This is a genomic window from Allomuricauda sp. XS_ASV26, assembly GCF_041224615.1.
Taxonomy (GTDB): domain Bacteria; phylum Bacteroidota; class Bacteroidia; order Flavobacteriales; family Flavobacteriaceae; genus Flagellimonas; species Flagellimonas alginolytica.
Genome location: NZ_JBGFGK010000030.1, coordinates 350,089 through 375,464, shown reverse-complemented (window position 1 = coordinate 375,464; position 25,376 = coordinate 350,089). Strand labels below are relative to the sequence as shown.

The window sequence follows — 25,376 nt, the reverse complement described above, 5'->3', positions numbered from 1 at the left end:
CTATTGCTGCATTTTAAGGTAATAGTCTACCGAGTGCCTGCCCGATCCATACACAATAAAAAAGAGGCACAAAACCAAAACAACAATGGAAAGGATAAGATTGTTCATATCCATTGTGCCCAAAAAATTGGTGAGTATGGCCCCGAAAATAATCGGGAGTTGGGCAATGGCGGCCCATCGGGTAAGTAAACCGACCACAATTAAAATACCACCAACAAAATGGGCAGGTACAATATAATGTAAAATGATCATGCCACCGGGGACGTCTTGAAAAGGGCGTCCCATTTCCTCCATTTCAACATGGTTGGTCATAAACTCGATGCCCTTGACGAAAAGTATAACACCCAGTAGGATTCGTACCAAATCCAACACAAGGTAGGTGTGCGCATTAGCCCACTTATTGCAATCTTTGATGAGACCCATGGCGATGAAGTTTAAGATTACATCTATAAGATACTCATTTTTAAGTAATTATAAAAGAAATACTAGGTAAGTTTTAATAGGTGGGACAAAAAAGCCGATTCAGATTCAAGATTTAGGTGTTTGGTAGGGTCAATTCCATTTGAATGTCGCTCCGAACATACGGTGAGGTAATTCCGGTTATTTCAACAAAACCCAATTTTCGGTAAAGTGACAGTGCAGGAGCCAATTTACGATTGCTCTCCAAAAATAGTTTTTTGGCACCAATGGAAATGGCCTTATCTATTATGTGCTGTCCTAGTAATTTGCCTATGCCTTTGCCTTGTGCTTTAGGGGAAACGCCCATTTTGGAAAGCTCTAGGTCAAAACCTTCGTATTTGCTGGGAACTAGTGCACATACACCAACAGGAGTTCCATCCATTAACGCCACAGCAATGTAACCGCCCTTATCCAAAATATACTCCTGTGGATAATAAAGGGTTAGGCGGTCCGTTTCTTCCATCTCGAAATATTTGGTGATCCACTCTTCGTTAAGAGACCTAAAAGCTTCTTTATAGGCTTCCGAAAACGGGACAATGGTAATGTGTTCTTGCATTGTGCAGGTTGGGAATATTTTGTCAAAAATAGATTGAATCTTTCTAACCCTCTATAAATTGAAACCTATTTTTTATGAATTTAAAAGACCTATCCATCAATCGATCTTACCGTTCAACGAAAAAATTACCTGTTGGACGATAAAATATGTAGCTTTACATTATATTTAGTCATAAAATTCTTACAAGTCCCAAATCTTGCAAATGAAAAGTTTAGACAAATATCAACCTGTCCCAATCAGGAATATTAACCTACAAATCCCAATCGGCTATGGTGATAAAACTACCCCCGTTTTTTCGAACTACATTCCCGTTCCAATGTAGGCGCACTGTTTTTGTGCTTTTGACGGTTGTTTTTCTTGGTCTTCCCACGCAGGCCCAAGAAGAAAGCAATCCTTACGTGCGCTACGATGTCCCATTTCAGAACTTGTTGAAATTCAATAGGTTTTTGATCAACCCTACCTTTTCTTCCATTAGGGAAGACAAGTCTTACGTAAACTTTTTTCACAGAAGCCAAAGTGCTGATTTCGACAATAACCGTCAAAATTATTTTTTAAGTTACAGCGGCAGATTGAACGATCGAGTTGGCCTTGGCTTTAGTATTTACAACCAACAGGAGGGTGTAATTTCCAATTTAGGTGTAATGGCCAATTATTCCCACGGTGTCCGGTTGGGGAGTGAAAGTAGCCTGACATTTGGTGTGAACATTCCATATTATGTGAGCAGCTTCGACCCAAGTAGAGCGGTTGCACTAGAAGACGACCCAGTTTTAAGGGAAGCCAGTGAAAGCTCCATAATTTCGTTTCAGCCCGGACTGAATTTAAGTTTGGGAAAGTTCGATTTTGGCGTGTTCGCCCAAAACTTGGTGGACTATAATTTAAAAACAGGAGAATCCCTTACCAGTTTTAATGAGAAGATTTTTTCGGGTCACGTTCAATATGCCCATCAATTTGAAAATGCAAGGGGCATTTTGGAAGATGGTCGTTTAATGCCCTTGGCTCGAGCTCGTTTCGAAGGCAGTGAGGACATCATCTTTGGTGGGGGTGTAATTTTAGACCTTCCCAAATTAGGTTGGATTCAGGGAGGTTACGATCAATTCTATGGCGCATCGGCCGGTACGGGATTTAATCTGAACCAACGATTGTCCTTCGGTTATAACTTTGAGAAAAGCCTTAGCAATAGTATCGCCAACCTTGGAGTTACCCACGAAATATCCATTGCTTACTCCTTTGTGCCCAACCTTTCCAAAAATACATTTGTTGCCAACGATGAGGATGAGGAGAAAAAGAAGATTGAGAACACGGCTGTGGCAGAAGCGGAAAACAACACGGAAAAAACAAAACAAAAAAGTAAACTGGATGTAGAAACCACTTTACGCCCATATAACAAAGAGGATAGGGCCTATTGGGAGGAGCGCATAGCCAAATTGCAAGAACAACAAGAAGATAGCTACGCGGTAATCGATGATCTGCTGTATCAAATAGATTCCATGAAACAAAGTAGGGAGCAGGATATGGAAGAACGTTTTGAAATGATGATGAGGATTGTAAAAAGACACAACGGAAACAAAATCCCCGATATTGAAAAGCATGCACAAAAATTATACTTGGCGGACAGGAAAGACTTGGATGCCATTTATAAGGAAATCGAGGCCTCTACTACGAACGCTTTGGCGGCGAACACTGCGAAGGCATCAAAAGATGTCAAAACAAAAAAAGAAGGAACTTTTCATGGAGGAGCTTTTAAGCCCATCGAAAAATTCATCGATTTGGATGGAGTTGGGCAAGGGCACTATATCGTCGCCAATGTTTTTAAAAGCGAAGTTTATTTAAAAAACTTTATGCAAAAGCTCAAAAAAGAAGGATTGGATGCGCAATACTTTAAAAACCCGGATAATGGTCTAAACTATGTGTATTTGGCCAAATATGAGGAAAATGAGGATGCGTATGCCGCTTATAGATCTAAATTGAAAGGCAAGTACAAGGATGAAATTTGGATTATGCACGTGGAAAACTCAAGATATGCCAATTGGGCCGACACCATTTTTCAAGACATTGAATAAGAGGTTGTCGCCATTATCCACCTTTCATATGGTCGGCAATCCCTTTGCTGCCCGGGTCGGAACGTTCTTCTAACTCCGAAACTATCTTGTGATGGTCTTCCATTCGCGTTTGGGACAGTTTGTAGGTGGCTTGAAAATCGGATATTCTAATTTTAAATCCCACCACACCTTTGACTTGTCGCAATGTTTTGGGCGACATTTCTTTTAAGGATACGGGGTTTTTGGAATTCTTCTCGTACTTGTCCACCAGTCTGTGCATGGATTTCATGGTTGCTTCTTCGGTCAAGATCTGCAAATTGCCATACACATGTACCGCAATATAATTCCAGGTTGGGACTTCCTCTTCCTTGTACCATGATGAGGAAACGTAGGCATGTGGCCCATTAAAAATGCACAGTACTTCCGTATTGGCAGTAAAATTTTTCCATTGTGGATTGGCCTTGGCAATATGGCCGACCAAAATATCGCTCCCGTCCACATCGGTTTCCAATTCCAAGGGAATGTGGGTGCCCCATGGCTTATGGTCCACAATATTGATTAAAATGCCAAAACTGTTTGTCCTTAAAAAATCTTTGATCTCATCAATGTTTTGATTTTGATAATGGGAAGGAATGTACATGAAACGCTTTGTTTGTTGGAACTAGGTGCTAAATTATAAATTAAAGTCTGCTTGGATAACAATTCATCCCCGAATGTTTACAGTTCGGTAATCCATTTTTTCACAAACCTTCTTTCTGGCCCAATTTTGTCCCATCAATAATTTATTTGAAACTACCGTACAATCTTTAAAAAACGACAGTCATGAAAAAACTAATTTTATCAATCGTATTACTGGGAACAATAATGGTGAATGCTCAAGATCGCTATTCCAAAGGAATGGAAAAAGCCTTTGAGTTGTGGCAAAATCAAAAAGTGGTCGATGCATCCAACATGTTCGAACGTATTGCCACTGCCGAACCGGATAAGTGGTTGCCTTATTATTACGTTTCGCAGATAAACACGGTAATTTCTTTCGGAGAAAAGGACGAGGACAAACTCAGCAAACAATTGGAAAAAGCAAAAGAGTTTTTGGATGTGGCCAAGGCCATATCGCCCAATAATCCCGAACTTTTGATTCAAGAAGCACTAATCAATACCGCTTGGATCGCTTTTGATGGAGCAACCTATGGAATGACGCTCTCCCCTAAAAATGTGCAGCTGTACCAGCAAGCTATGGAAATCGATCCTCAAAATCCTAGGGTCATACTTTCCAAAGCAGAATGGGATATGGGTTCCGCGCGCTATTTTGGAAAGGACATTACGCCTTATTGCAAAGATGTGGAAAGGGCCTTGGAACTTTTTGCTACCTTTAAATCCGAAACGCCATTTTATCCAACCTGGGGGAAAGAGAGAGCAGAAGAAGTTTTGGCAAATTGTGGCAAATAAAATACCATGAAACTTTTTATCAAGGAATTTTTTAAAGCAATATTAGTGGGGATAGCTATTTTTATAGTTCTCCTCATTTTTTTCTATGTCAAAGGATGGCAGCTCACTTATCAAGAAATCTGGGTGGAGTTTTGGGAGAGCATGATTTTCTCCGTGATCATTTACATGCTTAATGCGGCCTCCTTTATAATTTTAATGCGCAAATACAATAAGGAACTTTTTACCAAGAAATATATTGGTTATGGAATATTGGGCAATATTGTTGCCTCCATCATTGGTATTGTTCTCGCCCGTCTTGTTTTAATGGTCGGGTTTTATCAAAAAACCATTGGACAGTTTTTGGAGGAGGAACAATCCTCCTTTTACATTAGTTCCTTTGTGATTTCCATGATCGTTGCGCTCTTGTTCTATGCGGCATATTACTACAAATACTACAAGGAAAGACAGGTAAAGGAGCAAAAAATTATAGCAGGTTCGGCTTCTGCCCGTTTCGATGCCCTTAAAAACCAATTGGATCCCCACTTTTTGTTCAATAGTTTGAATGTACTCACAAGTTTAATCGAAGAAGATCCGCACCAGGCGCAGAACTTTACCACTTCGTTGTCCAAAGTGTACCGTTACGTATTGGAACAGAAGAATAAAGATTTGGTTACTGTGGACGAGGAATTAAAGTTCGCCCGGACCTATGTACGCTTGCTAAAAATGCGTTTTGAGGACAGTATTGTATTCGACATTCCAGATAGCTGTTCCCGACCCGAAGCCAAAATAGTTCCCCTTTCGTTACAACTTTTATTGGAAAATGCCGTAAAACATAATGTGGTGACGTCTTCCCGACCCTTGCATATCAAGGTTTTTGAACAGCAAGGTATGTTGGTGGTAAGCAACAATCTTCAAGAAAAACAGGTAGTAAAGAAGAGTAGTGGGGTAGGACTTCAAAATATAAAACAGCGCTATCGCATACTAACCGATCGCGAGATGGTCATTAAAAAGACCGAGAACGAGTTTAGTGTGTTCCTGCCAATGCTTACTCAGAAATACACCATAATGGAAACACAGGAGCATTATATTGAAGAAAAACGCTATACAAAGGCAAAAGAACGGGTAAGGGCCATAAAAGACTTTTATGGCAATGTATTGGCCTATTGTATCGTAATTCCTTTTTTATGGTGGCTCAATTTCCGTACAACGGACTTTCTGTGGGCCATTTTCCCTAGTATTGGTTGGGGCTTTGGTGTACTGGTGCATGGTATGGAAGCTTACGGCTATAATCCCCTGTGGGGCAAACGTTGGGAAGAGCGCAAGATCAAGGAGCTTATGGAGAAAGATGATTTTTGATCAATTGAGAATCAATGCAATACCGTTGCTCTAATACATCGTAGCTTCATTCCAAACAGTAGTTGTGCGCCAGAACCACAATTCATCCCAATAAAATTACAATTCGGGAATTCACTTTTCTTTTTGATATGGGTTATTGCGAAGTTTGAACTGTAATCAAAAAACAACAGTCATGAAAAATTTTACAGAAGACCGATACTCCAGGGCAAAGGAAAGAGTGGAGAACCTCAAAGGATTCTTTTATAGCCTGATCTCTTATTGTGTAATTATACCTTTATTGGTGTACATTAACTATAGGACCACCGATATTCCGTGGGCATTGTTCCCCGCAGCAGGATGGGGCTTGGGACTGTTGTTCCAGGGGCTTACAGCTTACGGACGAAACCCTATCTTGGGAAAGGAATGGGAAGAGCGTAAGATTCAGGAGTTTATGAACAACAAAGAATTTTAAGAATGCGTAATTTTAACTATAACACCACATCAAACTATAAAACTATGGAAAATATGGATAACGAAAACAAATACATTAGGGCAAGGGAACGAGTGGACGAGCTTAAAAAGTTCTACGGTAACCTTACTTCCTATGTGCTGGTAATTTCCGGATTGGCCTTGATCAATTACTTTTCCAACGGATTTGGGTATATGTGGTTTCTATGGGCTGCATTTGGATGGGGAATCGGATTGCTTTTCCATGCCTTGAAGACCTTTGATCTAAACCCATTTTTTGGCAAACAATGGGAAAAACGTAAGATAGAGGAATTTATGCGGGAGGATGAAAAGAACAATAAATGGAAATAATCGTGGAAAACTTTAATAAAGAAAAATATAATAGAGCAAAAAAACGGGTAGAGGAGATTAAAGGCTTCTATATCCATTCTGCAATATATATAGTGATCAATACTTTTATTTTGATCAATATTTACGTGAGAACAGACAATTTTTGGCAGTGGGAACATTTCATCACTTTAGTGGCCTGGGGCATAGGGTTAATGTTCCACGCATCCAAGACATTTGGTGTAAACCCATTTTTGGGCAGGGATTGGGAACAGCGCCAAATACAAAAGTACATGGACGAGGACAAAGAGGAAATGAAAAAATATAAGTAAGCGTGATGGAGAACAAAAACATTTCTTTGGAGGCGGCCAAAAAACGGGTTAAAGAACTGAAAGGATATTACAGGCATATTATGATCTTTGTGATCGTAAACGGTATTCTGGTATTGTTAAGAACAGGGGTGCTCAATTCACTTTTACCAGTGGCATTTCCAAAAGAATCATATTATTACGAATGGGTAAATGCCAATATTTTGATTTGGGGAGTGATATTGCTTGTACATACTTTGATTATTTTTAGGCATAAAATCACTTTCTTTAAAAAATGGGAAGAACGCCAGATCCAAAAATATATGGAAGAGGATGAAACCAATGATTATTGATAGATCAAAATTCTTAAATAAAAGAAGACGAGCATAACCAAATACAACCAAAATTACATGAATGTCCTAATAATCGAAGACGAAAAACCAGCGGCAAGACGATTATCCAGATTGCTTTCAGAATTGGAAATAGATGTTTCCACCATGTTGCATTCGGTGGAAGATTCCATTGTTTGGTTTCAAGATAATCCGCATCCCGATCTGATCTTTTTGGACATCCAATTATCAGATGGTCTTTCCTTTGAAATTTTTGATGTGGTCGAGGTAAAAAGTGCCATAATTTTCACCACTGCTTATGATGAATATGCACTACAGGCTTTTAAGCTGAACAGCATTGATTATTTACTAAAACCTATTGATGAGGAAGAGTTGGAAAGTGCGGTTAAAAAGTACAGGGATTTTAAGCCGGAAAACCGAAAAATCCCAGTCGATTTTAACGACATAAAAAAGCTCTTGATAAACCCTTTGGAACGTGAGTACAAAAAACGTTTTACGGCTAAGGTGGGACAGCACTTAAAAATTATAAATGCGGACGAAGTAGAATGTTTTTATAGTGAGAACAAAGGTACCTATGCGGCGACTTCGGACGGTAGAAATTATTTGCTGGATACTACCCTGGAGCAATTGGAGGAGGAGTTGGAACCACATACTTTTTTTAGGGTGAGCCGAAAGTTTTACGTGAACATCAACCATATAGCAGACATTATTTCATACACCAATTCAAGGCTTCAAATTAAGCTCAACCATTTTAATGAGCACGAAATTATTGTAAGTAGGGAAAGAGTAAGAGACTTCAAGCTATGGTTAGAGTAGGAGGCCTTAATAATCTGGATTTCATATTTTTAACATGAATAAAAATAAATTATAAATTTTTCTTATAGTGCCTTTTTTGACCCATGCGATCTATTTTTCCTCAATCCGATTATCGTCGAAGGCCGAAGGCAGCAGTTTGGGAATCAATTTAATGAAAATTGGTAAAAGTACCGCCCCGCCAGGCAACATAAAAATGGCCAATGAGGGTATGCTCTTAAAAATATCCAACAATTGGTTCTGCACTTTTTTCTTTTCTTCCGGGCTTAGATCTTTAATGGTCGACTTGGATAAAAGGGAGACCAATTCCCGACTTTCGGTAAGTTCTTTTTTTAATCTTTTGCTATTTCTCAGGATTAGTTTGGTGACATTTTTGGACATCCCATCATAGAATTGAACAGCTAAATTTTTGTTGTTCAAGTAGGCTATTTTTTCCTTGTTTTCCTCAAAGAAATTCTTCACAAATTTCAGCTCGGATTCTATCTCTTTTTTAGTCTTTTTCAAGTCCTTCCCCAACCCAAAAATGTAGTCGGTTTCAGTGTAGTCCAAAGTCTTGTCTTCCCAGATGGTCAAGCAAGCCATATCCAAGAAATAATCTCTCTCGTTCTCAGTAAAATTTCGGGACAGTAAATCGGTGTAATCACCATCATATTTTGCCTCGTCCAGATCAACATAGGTTAAGGAAGAACCTAATAATTGTATCAGTTTTGCATCGGACTCGTGGGTCTCTTTGGCGTTTAGTGCATGGTACACAATGTTGATGGTAACGTACTCCAAAAGTTGGGCATGCTCCATAACATTGTTGTTTCCGCGAAGGTATACCATAAAAATTAGTATATCCACATAGAGCAAAGAATTGGTTAGGCTATTGCCAAATGCCCGGCTAAAGGTATTATCGCTCAAATAAATTCTGGAATCGATCAATTTTTCCAGTTGGGATTCTGTTTTGGAACCACTGAATATTTTGTTTAGATAGGATACACGGCTAACATTAAGGGATTGATAATACTCGAATACTTTTTCCACGAAGGCTTCAAAATCGTTCTTTCCCACCTCAAAAGTATAGGTAAAATATAGCGCGGAAAGGAGATTGATCTTGGCAATTTCGTCTTCTGTTAAAGTGTGTTCCACTTCAATAAAAGAGGGTATGCCCAAGTGAACGCCATAAACGAACCCATTTGTCTTTAGTTCTTGGTACATACTGTCAAAGTCTTCAAAGAGAGAAGACTCTTGATTAACAAGGTGGCCGAACTTATTGATCCATCCGGATGCAGAAGGGTTCATGTAACTGAATTAAGAGGTCAAAGTAAAACAATTTCCACGACTTTGGTTTATGGTAAGGGCATCTCATCGCTAAAATACGGTTAAGATGATTTTAACATTTTAAAACCAAACCGCTTCCCGCAAGGTTCCGTAAGTAGGGTTGAACGTAACTTAAAAAACAAGTAACATGAAAAAAACAATGAAATGGCTATTTGGCCTAGGTGTCTTGGTAACCGCTGCAACTATCTTGATTTCCGCGGACCATATTGACGCACCTTCATCTGCAGGAACCAGTGCGGATATTGCCGATTTTTATGCTTTTGAACCAAGCGAGGGTTCTGATAACACCGTTTTTGTGGTGGATTTGCAATCCAATGTACTCCCCGATTTAGCTTACGGAACATTTGATGAGAACGTACTTACTGAAATCAATATTGATTTGGATGGTGACCTTGTGGAAGATCAGGTTATTCAGGCCATTGCGCGTGATGGGAGAATGTATTTTTTTGGTCCTACCGCACCTGCGCAAACCGGATTGAATAGTGAAGTGTACACCGATGCCGCATTGGGAGACGTGGAAATTTCTTCGAGCACTGCCATTGTGGAGACTACCTCGGATGGTGTTTCCCTTTTCGCAGGACCAAGAAAAGACCCTTTCTTTTTCGATTTCTTCCAATTTAATGCGGTGATTTCTCCAGAACTGGATTCTGCTCCGAACGGATTTTTACCTCCAGAGGAGGCTGCCGACACCTTTGATGGCGCCAATACGATGTCCATCATTGTGGAAATTCCCAATAGCATGTTGGGCACGCCAACAGCAACCAATGCTTTGGGACTTTCGGTGTATAAAACTTGGGTCACCACAAACAGAAAACAATAAGAAACTTTAAAACTGTACTATGAGACTAAGACAATCTTTCTATATCACAACTCTTTTGCTGAGCCTTTGCCTGGTTATCGGCTGTAACAATGATGACAACGGAACCTACATGGACGACGACCTTATGATGGATGATGACAATATGGACAGTGTTGACTTTGCGGGGACATTTGCACAGGTGGACCATATTGGCCGCCCAGGAATCAATACCACGCTAAGTTTTGACATGGAAGGCGAGCCAAGTGTAAAGGATGCCCATAACATCACGGTCCCTTCTGAGATGACTGCTGCCTTCCAGGCAGGATTTCAGGCCCGATTGGAGCAATATCATGATGTATATGCCCTTAAACTGGGATTGGACCCTGCCGATGTGGATTACGAAAACAATATTTTGGGACTGGACGCTGCAACGTTGACCACTGTCTTGTCGGCAGATGTTTTGGAGGTCGCTCCAGATTTGCCCACAACCTATTTTAACCCCGGTACAGATCTGGATAACGATGGAAGCATTTTGGTACCGGACGGTGATGAGGTAGCCCTTACAGGGAGACATCCAAACGACGACATTATTGATGTGTCCCTGATCTTATTTTTCGGAGGAATGCAAGGTGACCGCTTTAGCGGACAGGATTTGGATAATGATGGAATGGCAGATTTGCCAAGACTGACCTCGGACGGTGTGGGGCTAACAGCCAGTATATCGAATACCTTTCCTTATTTGGGAGCACCAGAATAATTGCTATGAAAGAGAAGGGGAGGGGAAAGTTCTTTCTTCTCCCTTTTGTAATAAAAACAACAACAATAAGATGAAAACAATAAAATTTCACACCATTTTAATGCCGATGATACTGTTTTTGGTATCATGTCAGCAACAAGAAACAGAATTCAAGACCAATAGGCAGGATTATGATATATATCTGGCCGCTGCACCTGCTAAGGCTACCTCAAAGTACTTTCAGCTTTGGGACGATAAAATTAAATCAGATAGTGTACAATTGCTCAGTTTGGGGAACGTGGCAAGTGAGTATAACCGATTTTTTAGTGGGACTGGTAATATTCAGTATTTAAAGGACGCGGAACGATCCCTAAAAAAGGCAGTGGAAATTGCTGCCGTTGGTAAGGCGGGATACCTCCGGGCGTTGGCCAGAAATTACATCTCGCAGCACCGGTTTAGGGAGGCCCTGGAGTTAGCGGAAAAAGCCCGGAGCTTTGGTAGTGGTGTAAATGAGACCCAAAGCCTTCTATTTGATGTTCATATGGAATTGGGGAATTATGATCTTGCCAATCAATACTTGGATAGCATTCAGAATATGTCCGACTTTGGTTATCTGATACGAGTGGCCAAATGGAACGATTACAAAGGAGATTTGGATACTGCGATCCAGTTTATGGAAAAGGCCACAGCCCGAGCAGAATCCTCCAAAAACAAAGGATTGCTATTGTGGTCCTACACCAACTTGGGTGACTTTTACGGTCATGCTGGAAGAATCGAGGAGTCCTATAACCTTTATCTACGTGCATTGCACATTGATCCCCAGAATGCGTATGCAAAAAAAAGTATTGCATGGATTGTTTACTCCCATGAAAGAAATGGTAGGGAAGCCCTGCGCATTCTGGATTCCATAATGCAAAAGAACCAATCCCCTGAATATTATTTACTGAAGGCCGAGATTGCCGATTTTATGAACAACGATATGCTTCGGGTGCAAGCCTTGGATGATTATTACAAAATAGTCGGAAACAATCCTCAATATGGCGATATGTACAATGCCTACAATTTAGATTTTTTGTTGGAGATGGATGTGGAGCAAAAAGCCTATAAACTTGCTCAGGAAGAGGTGAACAACAGGCCTACGCCAGAATCTTATGGTTGGCTGGCCTACAGTTTATTGCACATGGGAGAAAAGAAAAAAGCCTTGGAGCTGGTAGAAAAGCATGTAATGGGCGCCACTTTTGAGCCAGCCATTCTTCATCAAGCCGCTGAAGTCTATAAAGCAAATGGGCTGATGGAAAAAGTGAGAGAACTAAAACAGGAATTGTTGGAAGCGGCATATGAGCTAGGTCCCATAAAAGAAGCTCAGATAGCTGGTCTTTAATTTTTATCCTGCAAAGAGCAAGGTTGCAGATCGTTACGATCTCGGCTTGGTTGTTGTTTTTAGGTACGCCGCGGCATTTAGCCGTGGCGCTTTTTATTCTTTCGGCACTATTTCTTTGGTTTCGGCAACCTCTTCATGCAGTATCTCGATACCTTTTTGAATGACCAAATTGGTTGGAATGGTGATTTGTTTACCATCATCGGTCCGCATAAAAAGATAAAACCCACTAATGTCCTCTACCTTTCCGGTCCAATCAAAGTCCTTGTCCATAACCCGAATCCTGTCGCCTAAACGCAGAGGATGGCTAAAAAACAGGATTACGCTGGCCGTTAAATTGGAGAGTATGGACCATTGGGCCACAAATCCCACACCTAAAATTGCTAACACGGACGAGAGAAACAATGAGATGTCTTCCAGATTGACCCCCCAGATAAACGATAGTCCGAGAAAGGCCAAAATAAAGAACAGAATATTGTTGAGGTAGAAAATAACTTTCCTACTGTTCATGTCTATCGAACTCGAACGTCCAAACCGCCTAATGGCATTTTTGTTCAAATAATGGAGCGAGAACACAATAACGAGCAGAATTATGGTGTATAGAAAATCGGTTTTAAAAGTCATTGTATCAATCATGGTGGTACTTTGCAAATTTGAATTAACTTAAGGATCTAAACTACGAATAAACCTTTTCACTTTATATGCCATGAAAACAGATTTTGAAGAAAATTCATGGGTAATAAATTACTCACCGGACAATTACTACAACAGAAAATTTACGATCACCGATGATTCAGTGCTATCCAAGGGAGATAAGTCTATAACTTGGATAAATACTTACGGTTTGCAGTATATGGATGAATTCCGCCAGATGGTAAACGGGAACAATCTCGATGATTTCTTGTTACGCCTTCTGTTGAACCAGAAAATGGGGAACAAGGTCATTGAGCTGGAAGACCAATTGTTCATTGCGGCCAGAATCCTAAAAACTGAACACGATAGTATGGAATCCGAACAAATGTACTTTGTGGTATCCAAGGATTTTGTGTGGTGCATACAGGAAAAATGGGGAGATCATTTTGATTGGATCAGGCAACGTATATTTGAAAATAAGGGCATTATCCGTAAAAAACGAGCAGATTATCTTTTGTTTTTTATACTGGAAACCTTGATAGCGAACTATAAGGAAAAGTATGAAGAGACCGTACTGATGGAAAATGCGTTGGAAGCCATCGTAAAACAGGAACCAACACCGGAATTTATGTTTGAGGTAGAACAAAAAAAAGCTATTATTCAAGATTTTAAAAAAGCGTCTCACGGCCTTAGGGACATAATTATTAAACTGGAGAGGGTAGAAGTAAAAGGATTTCAGACCAAATATTTTAGTGAACTTCGAGAACAGATCAGTGGGCTGATCATGGACATCGATTCGGATATAATGGAACTGGAGAGCCAGATAAATCTTTTTTTTAGTATGCAGGGCCACCGTTTGAACGAAGTAATGAAAACCTTGACCATTTTCTCTGTGGTTTTTATTCCACTCACTTTTTTGGCGGGGATTTATGGGATGAATTTTGATAACATGCCAGAACTTCGGCTTGCCAATGGGTACTTTATTTTGTTGGGGGTTATGCTGATCGTTGTATTGGTCACCATCATAATTTTTAAACGAAAAAAATGGTTTTAGCCCTCTAAAACCGATGTTCTGTTACATATTTTTCTTTTTTGATAGGGTATATGGATTTTTTATTCAATGATAAACATCATATTCCCGCAGGGAGTGTCAAACTAGTTTTGCTTCATCAATTTAAATTAACACACGATGAAAAAAAGAATACTAGCAGCTGTGATCGCTTTAATGGGATTGGGCAATTTGGCAATTGCACAGGACGCCCCTGTGGATGATAGCAGTAAATGGCAGTTTAGATTAAGAGGTATTGTGGTAACTCCCGATGAGAGCGCGGATATAGAGGCCATAGGCGGAGATGTGGATATTTCGACCGCTGTTGTACCAGAATTTGACATAAGTTACTTTTTTGATGATAATTGGTCCTTGGAATTGATTTTGGCCACGGCCAAGCACGATGTGGAAGCCATTGGGACTGCTGCAGGAGATATTGATCTGGGGCATGTTTGGTTGTTGCCACCAACATTGACCGCGCAGTACCATTTTACAGGAGGCAATTTTGTTCCGTATTTGGGCGCTGGTCCAAATTTGACCTTGTTCTATGGTGTTGATGAAGGACCCGTTGCAGATGATGTGGATTACGATACAGCTGTTGGCTTTGCCCTACAAGGAGGTTTCGATTTTATGCTCAACGATAAATGGTTCTTGAACTTCGATGTTAAAAAACTGTTCTTGAACACTACGGCAACCGTAAATGCGACCACTGCTTTGGGTGCCACGGTAGAGGCCGATGTGGATATAAACCCATGGATTTTTGGAGTGGGCGTAGGTATAAAACTTTAATATTCGATTGTTTTTTTAGGTAATCTAAGTTTTGAAGGCAGTTCGGTTTATGCTGGGCTGCCTTCTTTTTTATGTTTAGACACCAACCGCACCCAAGGTGTACAATTGCTCCAGCGTTGGTGTCTCGCTTCCGCCCTCAGGTTCCAAGGTGATGCCAAAGGCTTCAGATTCGTTGGAATTTTCCAAGGTGAAGAGTTTATTGTCCTGCGATGCAAAATCATCCAATAGGCCTAGGCTGGTGGGGGTAAGTGGGTCCAATTTTAATGACCAAACTTGGTAGGTGAATCCCTCAGGAGGTTCGGGAAGCCCTTGGGCATCGATAATAACTTTCTGTTCTTCCTTGTTCCAATAAGCTTTCGCATAGGAGGAAGGAGAGATGGTTTGCCCACCAAGGGCAATTACGGAAACATCTTTATCCCTGATTTCTTGCAACAGCATTTCCTTGGAGGTGATTTCCGCTTGGGTATCGGATAAGATATCTTCCAGACTTTGCTTTTCTTGGTTGGTAAGCTCAATTTGGTTCTTGAGCTTGTTGTTTTCCGTGTACAACCAGAACAGCCCTACGGCCAATAATACCGATGCAGCCCAGCCCAAGTAGCTGCCCCAAGTAGTTCCACTACTTTTGGAAGCTTCTGGAGTAAACGGAATAACATCGTCTATTTCTTCCTTTATCTTGGCAAAACCGTTTTCCGGCATTTTGGGCGAAGCGGCTTCCGTTAGCTGTAGAACAGCATTTTCGATTGCCTCGATTTCCTTTTGTATTTGGGGGTACTGAAGCGCATAGTGCTGCACCTCAAGAATTTCTTCAGGTGACAGGGCCCCAGCTACGTAGAGTTCCAAAATTCCAGATGCTATGTAAGCTTTCACATCCATGCTTATGCCATATTTTTTCTAATGCTCGAAATACAGCTTCTTATTCGTGTCTTTATAGTGCCAATTGGCGTATTCAGCTCTTTGGCGGCTTCTTTTTGGGTGTATCCCTTAAAGTAAAGCATATCTATCAACAAAATACATTTTTCCTTCAATCCTTTTAGGAGAGACTGAAGTCCGATAGTATCCATTTTACTGTTCAGATCCTCACTGTTTTCAAAAATACCTACGAGAGAATCAACAGCAAGGTTCTTTTTTTGGTTTTTATGGCTTTTTGAACGCACTTCGTCGATGGCGGCATTCCTTGCGATATTCAGTAACCAGGTGAAAAATCGACCTTTCGAAGCATCGTACTGATCTGATTTTTCCCAGACCTTCACAAAAACATCCTGACAGATTTCTTGGGAGCGTTCCGCATCCTTCAAGATTACATTAATAACACCACATATGTTTTCCGCATACATATGGTACAAGGTTTCAAAGGCAGCGCTATCCTTTTTTTGAAATTGTTGTATGAGGTTGTCCAAGTTCATTGAAGTGGCTAAATATATAAAAAAAGAGCTGCAACATGCAGCTCTTTTATTATTTTTTAGTCTCGGAAGACTTCTATTTTTGCTCCAACAATACCGATGCATTGATGGCAACCTCCTCCCAAGTTTTACTTACACCATCCGGGCCAGTGTGCAAAATTTCGCATGCTTCGTGCAAAGAGGCCAGGGCATTAAGGGCATCCCATTGCTTTAGGTCCATTACTCCGGAAAAATTCACCTGGTTATCGTCCATAATTTCGTATTCCATGGGCAAATCGGTAGTAACTCCGTTCATGCTAAGTTTAACCGAGCAACTTTTATCTTCGGAAAACATAAAGGTTCCGGTAATAGTTTGGGTCTCTGCCATTTTTTCAAAAAAGAATTCGATGATTTTTGGGTCTCGAACTTCCGTTGGGTCATTGGTGAAAAGACTGCTTACCGGGATGGAAAACTCAAGTCCGTTCAAGGTTTCCATTGGTGTTTCGCCAGCTGAATACTTTAATTCTATCTCTTTGAATGTTCCTCCAACAGGAACTTTGTCGGTAGTTTTGTAAGCGGTGAAATTTACACTGGTGGAATCCTGCACAATACTGTAGGCCGATGCCATTTCTTCAGTTTGCTCTTCGGTTTTTTCCTCTTTTTTGTTTTGCTTACAGCTAAATGCGGTAATAAAAAGAATGCTCAATGCTGCAATCTGTATTTTTTTCATTTTGGAAGTTTTAATTTTCTACTAAGTTATGGATTATTAAAAGGGCTGTCAATAAAAAAGCTGCCCATTGGACAGCTTTTTGTTTTTTGACGTTTTATAGAACTTACTGGATGATGCCTGTACAAGCAATTCTTGCACCTGCGGCACCTGATGGTTGAGAGGTAAGGTCATCAGCACCTTGGTGCACTATAACAGCCTTTCCCAAAATATTTTTAGTATCGTCATCACAGCCAATACACCATTCATCTGTAGAAAACTCCATTGTGGCTGTACCGTCGGCGTTGGCTGTAAAATTACCGATATCTCCTTTGTGGTACCCCTCGTCGGAACCCCATTCTCCATGTGGTTGAAAAGTTGGGTTCCAGTGTCCTCCGGTGGATTTGCCGTCAGGCGAGGAGCAATCTGCCTTTTCGTGCAAGTGTATGGCATGTTCACCTTCATTTAATCCAGTAAAGGTGGCCCTCATAATTACCTCATTACTGTTTTCTGTAAAAACAACTTCGCCATTTACATTGCTATCACTCTTGGGTTCCATGGTAAAGGTGATTACTTCGGGATCTAGGGTTTCAACTACCTGATCAATGGTCTCTTCTACCTCCACTGATGTTTCTGTGGCCTCTTTTTTTGCTTGTTTACAGCTAAAAGCAGCTATAAATACTAATGTTAAGACAGTTATTTGTACTTTTTTCATTAAAACAATCGTTTTTTAGGTTAGCCTTTAATTTAGGCATTAAAAGTACTGTTGTCAAACATTTAGCAATCGAATTTTTATGGCTTCTTTTTTTTGAACAGACCTCTAAGATCTGGATTATAAAAAACTGCGAACTGTAACCGATCGTAAACGGCATTTTGGAACTGGTTTCTTAAATACCCTATTTGGATGCTACTGTTTTCCGTAACATTTACCCCTAGCGCTCCATATAATCGATTTTGCCCAAAGAGATCGTCCTGCAGATTGATAAATAGTTCATCATAAAAATTCAGAAAGAAGGTATTGGTCAGTGGCAATGTCATCTGAATGCGATATCGCGCCCGATGTTGGGTTTCGGTATAGTCGCCAAAATCCAAAAAGCGCTGCTCTAATCGGTACCGGTGTTCGAACAAGAACTCCCAAACTTTGTTTTTAAGAATAAATTGCTCAAAGATTCGATGTTCCTTGGAGTTGATCTCCCCTTCAAATTCGAAAAAGGAGTTGTCCGTATCTATAAAAGCATAACCTGCGGTTGCAATGGCATTGGGGTCAATGTGATAATTAAGTCCTGTTCTAAGCAACATTTGATTAAAGTTACTGGTGGTTTCATAAAACCTGAACTGTGCTTCGGAATGGATGCTAAAGCGTTCAGAGATTTTATTGGTGCCAAAGTACATGAACCAAGAACCGGTTTCGTCCTCGCCAGGTTGTTGCGCGTTTACATATCCCGATATAAGTATAAAAAATAGGGCTACTAATTTTCTGATCATTTATTCTTTGTTTAGTTACTATATTCAAAATACCATTGTCGAATGCTTTTTAAATGAGTTCAATAGCGAACCCAGATTTTGTCTAAGCCTGACAACGGTATTTTGAAAACATCAATTTTTAATTAAGGTTAAAGTTTTTGGTTTCTTTAAAAGGGGAAAGGTCCAATGATTCAATGGATGATCTATAAGATTTCCATGGGTCATTAAAGAATGTATTGGTCTTGTCCAATGCCGTTTTTAGTTCTTGTTCTGCGAACTCTATCAACCTTTTTTCGGTCGAAGTAATTCCGGTTTTTCTTGTGCCCACATAATAGGAGGCATTTCCAATTCTTGACATTACGGTTGGCTCGGGATTCCGAACAATACCTTGGCGTTTGTCGTCCTTTCCTAAATATAGGGCGACGATGGAATCTATTTGCTTAACTATTTCTTCGGAAGCTTTGATCTGTTCTTTGAACTTATCCTTGTCCAATTCCTTTAGCTCTTTTTTGAACGAATTGGCCAAATCTTTGCTTTCCACCAACTGTTTTACTGCGTCCGCTGCGGTTTGGGAAAAACCTTCAAGTTTTTTTCCTGTTTCATAAACTTCGTTTACGGAAGCCATATTAACGTCCAATCTGGGATCGGTCTTAACGGTTATCGAGGTCGAATCGGTGGCATCGCCATAGATAACTTTTACTTTGTATGTGCCGGGCTTTACATCGACCCCTCCACGCTCTCGGGTATTTTTTCTGATGGTTCTAGAGGGTCTGTCCGGTCCCTTTTCGTCCAAATTCCAGTAAACCCTGTGGAAACCAGCTTTTTCCGGTGTTTTGTATTTAAGGGTACGGATAAGTCGGTCTCCGTCATAAAATTCGAAGAAAATGGAGTCTTTGGTCTTTTGACCTTTGCTCTCCTCTTTTTTATCTTCCTCATCGGTGTCTTCGTCTTTTTTATCCTTCTGTTTGGCCATTTTACTTCCCTCTTTCAAATAATAGGTGATCATGGCGCCCGACCTTCGGTTTTCTGCATTATAGAGGGCATCGGCTCCAAAACGGCTCCCTGTTGGCTGTTGGTAAGCGGCCAAATAGGCATCGGGGCTTTCGAACAGTTCTATTTCTTTTTGAAGAATTGTGGTATTTCCTGCAATTTCTCTTAAAGGCCGAATATCGTCCAAGACCCATGCGGCCCTACCAAAGGTTCCGATGACCAAATCTTGTTCTCTTGGGTGTATGGCCAAATCTTTGGTGGAAACGGTTGGGAAACCTTTGTTCCATTTTTTCCAGCTGTTTCCGGCATTCAATGAGATGTAAAGCCCATCATCTGTTCCAAGAAACATCAGGTTTGGATTTTTTGGGTCTTCGATTATGGACAAAGCATAGCTTTCCACATCTTTTTCGTCGACTATGCGCGTCCACGTTTTACCATAATCCGTGGTTCTATATGCATAAGGTGTATAGTTGAATCTTCTATAATCGTTGGCCACTAATAATGCCTCTCCTTTATTGTTGTGCGATGCCTTTATCTGCGGAATCCAACTTCCTGTGGGCAGCCCCTTGATATTTTTGGTTACCTCGGTCCAAGTTTCGCCTCCGTTTAGTGTGTAATGTACACGTCCATCGTCCGTACCCACCCATAACATGTTACGTTCCACTGGAGATGGTTCTATCACAAGAATGGTACAATGATTTTCCGCACCGGTAGCATCCATGGTCAGACCACCACTTTCACTTTGTTTTTGTTTTTCTTTGTCATTAGTGGTCAGATCGGGCGAAATTACTTCCCAGGTCAACCCCTTATCCGAGGATTTGTGAACAAACTGACTTCCAAAGTAAACGGTACCGTTATCAAAAGGGTCTTGACCAATGGCTGCGTTCCAATTAAATCGGAGCATGGTATCGGCATCCGGTGAGGTCGGGCGGACAATGTAGCTGTTGCCCGTTTTCCAGTCATAACGCCTTACATTGCCTTGTTGGCTCATGGCATAACCGAACTGGCTGTTGTCCTTGTCCGGAACTACATCAAATCCATCGCCAAAAGCAATTTCTTGCCAGTAGCTGTTTCTTATGCCCTGGGATTTCCAAACATAGGCAGGTCCTCTCCAAGAACCGTTGTCCTGCATTCCTCCGTATACATTGTAGGGGTATTCGTTGTCCGTACTAATATGATAGAATTGTGCAACGGGTAAATTACCAATAAATCGCCAAGATTCGCCTCCATTTTTTGTGATATTCAATCCGCCATCGTTGCCATCCAACATGAATTGGCCATTTTCTGGGTGGATCCACCAGGCATGGTGATCGGGGTGTATTCCATTGTTTGCGCCATAGGCGGGCATTAACTGTTTAAAATTTTTGCCTCCATCTTCCGAAACGTTCACATAAGTAAAAACCGAATATACCCTGTTTTCGTTTTGAGGGTCTACATAAATTTCTGAATAATAGAAAGGACGGTTACCGATATCGCTCTTATCGTTGATCTTGGCCCATGTAAAACCTCCATCCGTAGATTTGTACAATGCATTTTTTTTGGCCTCTACCAAAGCATAGACAATATTGGGCTTGTTTCTGGCGATGGCTACACCTATTCTTCCCAAATTTCCTTTGGGCAATCCATCTTCCGAAGTTATTTTTTTCCAAGTTTCACCACCATCGTGTGTAATATGGAGCCCACTTCCTTCGCCTCCGGAGTTAAAGAACCAAGGTTCTCTTTTGTGCTCCCACATGGCTGCTATAATCTTATTTGGATTGGTGGGGTCCATTACCATATCTGCTACCCCGGTCTTGTTGTTAACGAACAAAATCTTGTTCCAAGTTTTTCCGCCATCCGTTGTTTTAAAAACGCCGCGTTCCGGATGTTCGCCCCAAGGTGAGCCAATGGCGCCCACATAAACCACATTGGGATCAGTGGGATCTATAATTACTCGATGTATATGTCTTGTTTTTTCCAATCCCATCGATTTCCACGATTTTCCACCATCAAGGGATTTATAAATGCCATATCCGCCATTTAAGCTGTTACGTGGGTTACCTTCTCCGGTACCCACCCAGATTACGGATGGATTGGATTGTTGTATGGCAACTGCACCTATGGAGGCGGTTACCTGGTCATCAAAAATGGGTTCCCATTTGATTCCCCCAGAAGTGGATTTCCACAATCCCCCGGAGGCGGTTCCTACGTACATCACTTCTGGATTGTCGTGGACCACATCAATCGCTGTTACACGTCCGCTCATTCCTGCTGGACCAATATTTCTTGGTTTCATGTCCTGAACTAGGTCCATGTTAAATTCTTGTGCCGTAAGACCTACGGTAAGTAGAAATGCAAAAAATGCAATAAACTTTTTCATTGGTGTTGTATGATGTTTTGAGTTTAGTTAAGACCATATTGCAACCGCTCCTAAACTTGGAAGGTTATTTTTTGGTCGCCTAAAGATACCAAAAACCCTCCCCGCATTTCTTAAAGGGATGTTAACAGAATTTTTGTTCCACCTACTTTTAAAAGGTGCCCGTTGCTGCAAATGATTTTTGGGTTTCTCCTGTTTTTTGCTGACTTTTAACAAAATCAATTTTTTTGAAAGAAGCAAAACCAAGTTGGTTCTATTTGATATTGTTGATACTTTCGGGGGAAGCCATTTTTATCCTTCCCTTTGTTTTGCCGCGGGTATTTAGGCCTACGGTATTGGATGTTTTGGGGTTGGACAATGTGCAGCTGGGCCTTTGTTTTTCGGTATATGGCTTGGTCGCCATGGTTTCGTATATTTTTGGAGGTCCATTGGCCGATAAGTACCAACCTCGAAAGTTAATAGCCATTGCTTTATGGATGACAGCGGCCGGAGGATTCCTTTATGCCCAATACCCATCTTTTTGGTTATTGCAGATGCTATATGGTTGGTGGGGATTCACTACAATTTTTTTGTTTTGGGCGCCTATGATCAAGGCTGCTAGAATTTGGGGCGGGCGTAACGCTCAAGGTAAGGCATTTGGGTTCTTGGACGGGGGACGGGGTCTCACGGGAGCTTTCTTCAGTTTATTGGGGGTGCTCATTTTTTCGTTTTTTTTGACAGAATCACCGGATACGGCAGGTCTTCAGGATAGAAGAGAGGCATTTACCTATGTAATTTATACCTCTTCGGTAATTATAATTTTAGTTGGTGTCCTTGTCTGGTTTTTTATGAAATCCGATGCGATCGATGAAAAGGCGGTTTTGGATCGTATTTCTTGGAATCATATGAAACAAGTTTTAAAACTTCATTCGGTTTGGCTGTTGATGATCATTATCCTGTGTGGATATGTGGCGTATAAAATCACGGATATTATCGCACAATATGCCGAGGAAGTCATGTTGTACAATCAAGTGGATGCCGCAAAAGTGGGAACTTTGTTACAATTTTTAAGGCCAACAACAGGTATTATTTTTGGCTTGATCGCAGATAGGCTAAAGATCACATGGCTTTTGGTTACAAGTTTTGGTCTAACGCTGATCGGGGGATTGATTTTCGCAAGTGGCATTATTGCACCGACCACAACAGTTTTGTTCTTTATGTCCGTAGTGGTAATTGCAGCTGGAGTTTATGCCACTCGTGCATTATATTTTGGTGTAATGCATGTTGGTAAAATTCCCTTGACCTTGACGGGCACGGCAGTAGGGCTCATTTCTTTGGTAGGTTATACCCCGGATGTATTTGCAGGTCCGGCCTATGGGATACTATTGGATGCCCACCCCGGAGAGGAACTGGGGCATCAAAATGTTTTTTGGATGCTAAGTGCATTTGCTTTTGTCGGAGGAGTGGCCGCCTTTATCTACCGAAAAAAATATGGAAGGTAATCTCGTCAGTTTCTATACTTTATGTTTTGTTCCGATAGCGATATGATCTCCTTGACTCTTTTTTGGCGGGTTTCATCACGTTTGGCTTGTTTTAGCCAATACAGATATCCTTTTTTTTGACTTTTGGTGAAATTTTTAAAATTCTCAAAAGCAGTTTGGTTCTTATCAAAAGCCTTTTGCAGTATGTCTGGAATTACGCCATTTTCCACATCGTCCAGCGCTGTCCATGAGCCGTTCGCTTTGGCAATATCGATGGTGGCCAATCCACTTTGGTGCATTAACCCATCGGACTTTAACTCCTCAATATAAGCCTTGTTCAATGTACTCCAAGTGCTATTAGGTTTTCGGGGGCTAAAGTATTGTTTGCGCTTACCGTTCCCCAGACTTTTTACGGTACTATCGATCCAACCAAAACAGAGGGCCACTTTTACGGCTTCTTCCCATCGCATACTTTCTTTACTGTGGTCAACAGAATAGAATATCAAGTGAATACCGGTGTATTCTTCATGGTTCTCGTGCAGCCATTCCCGCCACTCAACATCGTTTTTAAAATAGAATTCGGGATACTTGCTCAAATCAAATTTTATTGGTCTTTATATAAAAGTTTTTGTCAATGATCACTTCGTTGCCATCCAGTTGCTCGGATTTCCATTCTTTAGAAGGGAACAGCCATGTTTCCGATCCGTTCACAAAAGCTTTTACAGGCATATCAAAATCATCCACGATATCCACATATCGATAGGTAATGAAGCCGTTTTCAATTTTATATTCCAACTCGGGAATCATGGTTGTTCTCAGGTATTGATTAAAAAAAGCGGATAAGTCTTTCTCGGTTTTTTTGCTCAGATAATTCTCTATTTGGGCCGTTGTAACCGTCTTATGATAAAATTCTTTATTGATTCCGCGTAATATTTGGCGCCATTTGGTATCATCCTCTACCAATTGGCGGAGGGTGTGCAAAATATTGGCCCCTTTATAGTACATATCACCCGAACCTTCCTTGTTCACATCGTATGGTCCAATAATGGGGCGATCGTTTTGGATATTGGCCCGTGTTCCGATCACATATTCTGCAGAAGCCTTTTTGCCAAAATGATAGTCGAGGTAAAGATTTTCCGAGTACGCCGTGAACCCTTCGTGAATCCACATATCTGCAATATCCTTGTAGGTAATGTTGTTGGCAAACCACTCATGTCCTGCCTCGTGTATAATTATAAAATCGAAATGCAGGCCCCAACCAGTGCCGGACAAGTCTCGCCCCAAATACCCATTTTGATATTTGTTGCCGTAGGTCACCGAGCTTTGGTGCTCCATGCCCAGATAGGGGACTTCCACCAACTTAAATCCATCCTCGTAAAAAGGGTAGGGGCCAAACCAGTGTTCAAAGGCTCGGAGCATCATCGGAGTTTGAACAAACTGTTTTTTTGCTTTTTCCAAATTTTCGGGCAATACATAATAATCCAATTGCAGCGTACCATTTTCTCCTTCGTAGGTTTCATCAAAATGGGTATAGTTGCCGATGTTTACGTTGACCCCATAATTGTTGATGGGATTTTTAACCGCCCAATGGTATGTTTTAAAATCGCCATCTTCCGATACATCTTCCAATTGCCCATTGGACACATCCACGAGATGTTTGGGTACGGTAACACTAATGCGCATGCTGTCCACCTCATCGTACATATGATCTTTATTGGGCCACCAAACGCTTGCACCCAGACCTTGGCAGGATGTTGCTACGAACGGATTGCCATTTTCATCTTGTTTCCAAGAAAAACCACCATCCCAAGGTGCCCGGACTGCTTCACGTGGTCGCCCTGAATATTTGATCTTAATCTCGTTGAACTCTCCCGGCACCTGTTTTTTCTTTAGTTTGATGAAGTGGGCGTTGCCCTCGGTGGTATATTTCAGGTTTTTGCCATCTTGCAAGACCGATTCGATTTGCAATGGTTCTTGAAGGTCGATTTGAAGGGTTTTGGCAGGCTTTAATACTTTGTACCGCACAATATTGTACCCCGAAATATATTTTTTGGATGGTTCTACCTTGATGTTGAGATCATAGTAGTTCAAATCCCACCACTCCCTTTCCGGGGTGATGCTTCCTCTTAGTGTATCTTGCCTTGTAAACTCCTGTGCCGATAAAATGCCCGACACTAAAAGGAAAACGATTAAATAGATTTGTTTCATGATTATTACTGAATGGTATTAATGGCT

General features: G+C 41.0%; 27 protein-coding genes. 14 read left to right on the top strand and 13 right to left on the bottom strand.

What is annotated here, in order from left to right; genetic code table 11:
- The gene (locus AB9K32_RS06825) at window positions 1–423 is read right to left on the bottom strand and encodes a DoxX family protein (RefSeq protein WP_224836578.1); all 423 of its coding nucleotides are present in this window, start codon (window positions 421–423) and stop codon (window positions 1–3) included.
- Window positions 424–535: 112 nt separating this feature from the next.
- Window positions 536–1,015 carry a GNAT family N-acetyltransferase gene (locus AB9K32_RS06820; RefSeq protein ID WP_369884753.1) on the bottom strand — a complete coding sequence of 160 codons (480 nt, stop codon included), beginning with the start codon at window positions 1,013–1,015 and terminating at the stop codon, window positions 536–538.
- 269 nt (window positions 1,016–1,284) lie between these two features.
- Here AB9K32_RS06820 and AB9K32_RS06815 point away from each other — a divergent pair, with 269 nt between their 5' ends.
- A complete protein-coding gene (locus tag AB9K32_RS06815; RefSeq protein WP_369884752.1) occupies window positions 1,285–3,075 on the top strand; it encodes a type IX secretion system membrane protein PorP/SprF in 1,791 nt (596 codons plus the stop codon).
- 13 nt (window positions 3,076–3,088) lie between these two features.
- Here the strand turns inward: AB9K32_RS06815 and AB9K32_RS06810 are convergent, their stop codons facing one another.
- Window positions 3,089–3,694: an FMN-binding negative transcriptional regulator gene (locus AB9K32_RS06810; RefSeq protein WP_369884751.1), complete on the bottom strand. Its 606-nt coding sequence runs from the start codon at window positions 3,692–3,694 to the stop codon at window positions 3,089–3,091.
- A 182-nt stretch (window positions 3,695–3,876) separates the two neighbouring features.
- Here AB9K32_RS06810 and AB9K32_RS06805 point away from each other — a divergent pair, with 182 nt between their 5' ends.
- The 7 genes from AB9K32_RS06805 to AB9K32_RS06775 all read left to right on the top strand — a co-directional run bounded on the left by AB9K32_RS06805 (window position 3,877) and on the right by AB9K32_RS06775 (window position 8,083).
- A complete protein-coding gene (locus AB9K32_RS06805; RefSeq protein ID WP_369884750.1) occupies window positions 3,877–4,500 on the top strand; it encodes a hypothetical protein in 624 nt (207 codons plus the stop codon).
- A gap of 6 nt (window positions 4,501–4,506) precedes the next feature.
- Window positions 4,507–5,835: a 2TM domain-containing protein gene (locus AB9K32_RS06800; RefSeq protein WP_224836583.1), complete on the top strand. Its 1,329-nt coding sequence runs from the start codon at window positions 4,507–4,509 to the stop codon at window positions 5,833–5,835.
- A 172-nt stretch (window positions 5,836–6,007) separates the two neighbouring features.
- Window positions 6,008–6,286 (top strand): 2TM domain-containing protein, encoded by a 279-nt coding sequence (locus AB9K32_RS06795; RefSeq protein ID WP_224836584.1) that lies wholly within the window; start codon window positions 6,008–6,010, stop codon window positions 6,284–6,286.
- A gap of 44 nt (window positions 6,287–6,330) precedes the next feature.
- A complete protein-coding gene (locus AB9K32_RS06790) occupies window positions 6,331–6,633 on the top strand; it encodes a 2TM domain-containing protein (RefSeq protein ID WP_224836585.1) in 303 nt (100 codons plus the stop codon).
- On the top strand, window positions 6,624–6,941 hold the full coding sequence (locus tag AB9K32_RS06785; protein WP_224836586.1) for a 2TM domain-containing protein: 318 nt from the start codon (window positions 6,624–6,626) through the stop codon (window positions 6,939–6,941). Before AB9K32_RS06790 ends, AB9K32_RS06785 begins: the two co-directional genes overlap by 10 nt.
- A gap of 5 nt (window positions 6,942–6,946) precedes the next feature.
- On the top strand, window positions 6,947–7,270 hold the full coding sequence (locus tag AB9K32_RS06780) for a 2TM domain-containing protein (RefSeq protein ID WP_224836587.1): 324 nt from the start codon (window positions 6,947–6,949) through the stop codon (window positions 7,268–7,270).
- 57 nt (window positions 7,271–7,327) lie between these two features.
- Window positions 7,328–8,083 carry a LytTR family DNA-binding domain-containing protein gene (locus AB9K32_RS06775; RefSeq protein ID WP_224836588.1) on the top strand — a complete coding sequence of 252 codons (756 nt, stop codon included), beginning with the start codon at window positions 7,328–7,330 and terminating at the stop codon, window positions 8,081–8,083.
- A 90-nt stretch (window positions 8,084–8,173) separates the two neighbouring features.
- Here the strand turns inward: AB9K32_RS06775 and AB9K32_RS06770 are convergent, their stop codons facing one another.
- Window positions 8,174–9,364, bottom strand: a complete 1,191-nt coding sequence (locus AB9K32_RS06770) for an LETM1-related biofilm-associated protein (RefSeq protein WP_369884749.1) — start codon at window positions 9,362–9,364, stop codon at window positions 8,174–8,176.
- A 166-nt stretch (window positions 9,365–9,530) separates the two neighbouring features.
- Here AB9K32_RS06770 and AB9K32_RS06765 point away from each other — a divergent pair, with 166 nt between their 5' ends.
- The 3 genes from AB9K32_RS06765 to AB9K32_RS06755 all read left to right on the top strand — a co-directional run bounded on the left by AB9K32_RS06765 (window position 9,531) and on the right by AB9K32_RS06755 (window position 12,319).
- Window positions 9,531–10,223 (top strand): DUF4331 family protein, encoded by a 693-nt coding sequence (locus tag AB9K32_RS06765; RefSeq protein WP_369884748.1) that lies wholly within the window; start codon window positions 9,531–9,533, stop codon window positions 10,221–10,223.
- Window positions 10,224–10,242: 19 nt separating this feature from the next.
- Window positions 10,243–10,959: a hypothetical protein gene (locus tag AB9K32_RS06760; protein ID WP_369884747.1), complete on the top strand. Its 717-nt coding sequence runs from the start codon at window positions 10,243–10,245 to the stop codon at window positions 10,957–10,959.
- Window positions 10,960–11,029: 70 nt separating this feature from the next.
- The gene (locus AB9K32_RS06755) at window positions 11,030–12,319 is read left to right on the top strand and encodes a hypothetical protein (protein ID WP_369884746.1); all 1,290 of its coding nucleotides are present in this window, start codon (window positions 11,030–11,032) and stop codon (window positions 12,317–12,319) included.
- A 93-nt stretch (window positions 12,320–12,412) separates the two neighbouring features.
- On the opposite strand, the gene AB9K32_RS06750 is transcribed toward AB9K32_RS06755, so the two are convergent.
- Window positions 12,413–12,952, bottom strand: coding sequence for a mechanosensitive ion channel family protein (locus AB9K32_RS06750; RefSeq protein ID WP_224836593.1), 540 nt, complete (start codon window positions 12,950–12,952; stop codon window positions 12,413–12,415).
- A 70-nt stretch (window positions 12,953–13,022) separates the two neighbouring features.
- On the opposite strand from AB9K32_RS06750, the gene AB9K32_RS06745 reads away from it, so the two are divergent.
- Window positions 13,023–14,003: a CorA family divalent cation transporter gene (locus AB9K32_RS06745; protein ID WP_224836594.1), complete on the top strand. Its 981-nt coding sequence runs from the start codon at window positions 13,023–13,025 to the stop codon at window positions 14,001–14,003.
- A gap of 135 nt (window positions 14,004–14,138) precedes the next feature.
- Window positions 14,139–14,786, top strand: coding sequence for an OmpW family outer membrane protein (locus AB9K32_RS06740; protein ID WP_293294864.1), 648 nt, complete (start codon window positions 14,139–14,141; stop codon window positions 14,784–14,786).
- Window positions 14,787–14,861: 75 nt separating this feature from the next.
- Here AB9K32_RS06740 and AB9K32_RS06735 read toward each other — a convergent pair whose 3' ends face one another.
- The 6 genes from AB9K32_RS06735 to AB9K32_RS06710 form a co-directional block, all read right to left on the bottom strand.
- On the bottom strand, window positions 14,862–15,659 hold the full coding sequence (locus tag AB9K32_RS06735) for an anti-sigma factor domain-containing protein (protein ID WP_252080008.1): 798 nt from the start codon (window positions 15,657–15,659) through the stop codon (window positions 14,862–14,864).
- A gap of 2 nt (window positions 15,660–15,661) precedes the next feature.
- Entirely contained in the window at window positions 15,662–16,189 is a 528-nt protein-coding gene (locus AB9K32_RS06730) for an RNA polymerase sigma factor (RefSeq protein ID WP_252080007.1), read from the bottom strand.
- Window positions 16,190–16,262: 73 nt separating this feature from the next.
- Window positions 16,263–16,895 (bottom strand): hypothetical protein, encoded by a 633-nt coding sequence (locus AB9K32_RS06725; protein WP_369884745.1) that lies wholly within the window; start codon window positions 16,893–16,895, stop codon window positions 16,263–16,265.
- A gap of 103 nt (window positions 16,896–16,998) precedes the next feature.
- Window positions 16,999–17,586, bottom strand: a complete 588-nt coding sequence (locus AB9K32_RS06720) for a superoxide dismutase family protein (RefSeq protein ID WP_369884744.1) — start codon at window positions 17,584–17,586, stop codon at window positions 16,999–17,001.
- A gap of 77 nt (window positions 17,587–17,663) precedes the next feature.
- On the bottom strand, window positions 17,664–18,356 hold the full coding sequence (locus tag AB9K32_RS06715) for a DUF2490 domain-containing protein (protein WP_369884743.1): 693 nt from the start codon (window positions 18,354–18,356) through the stop codon (window positions 17,664–17,666).
- Between the two features lie 118 nt (window positions 18,357–18,474).
- A complete protein-coding gene (locus tag AB9K32_RS06710; protein ID WP_369884742.1) occupies window positions 18,475–21,684 on the bottom strand; it encodes a hypothetical protein in 3,210 nt (1,069 codons plus the stop codon).
- A 224-nt stretch (window positions 21,685–21,908) separates the two neighbouring features.
- Here AB9K32_RS06710 and AB9K32_RS06705 point away from each other — a divergent pair, with 224 nt between their 5' ends.
- Window positions 21,909–23,162, top strand: a complete 1,254-nt coding sequence (locus AB9K32_RS06705) for a nitrate/nitrite transporter (protein WP_369884741.1) — start codon at window positions 21,909–21,911, stop codon at window positions 23,160–23,162.
- A 5-nt stretch (window positions 23,163–23,167) separates the two neighbouring features.
- On the opposite strand, the gene AB9K32_RS06700 is transcribed toward AB9K32_RS06705, so the two are convergent.
- Together AB9K32_RS06700 and AB9K32_RS06695 are read right to left on the bottom strand one after the other, a co-directional pair.
- On the bottom strand, window positions 23,168–23,737 hold the full coding sequence (locus AB9K32_RS06700) for a YdeI family protein (protein WP_369884740.1): 570 nt from the start codon (window positions 23,735–23,737) through the stop codon (window positions 23,168–23,170).
- A 1-nt stretch (window position 23,738) separates the two neighbouring features.
- Complete coding sequence (locus AB9K32_RS06695; protein ID WP_224836605.1) at window positions 23,739–25,349, bottom strand: M1 family metallopeptidase; 1,611 nt, start codon at window positions 25,347–25,349, stop codon at window positions 23,739–23,741.
- Between the last annotated feature and the right edge of the window lie 27 nt (window positions 25,350–25,376).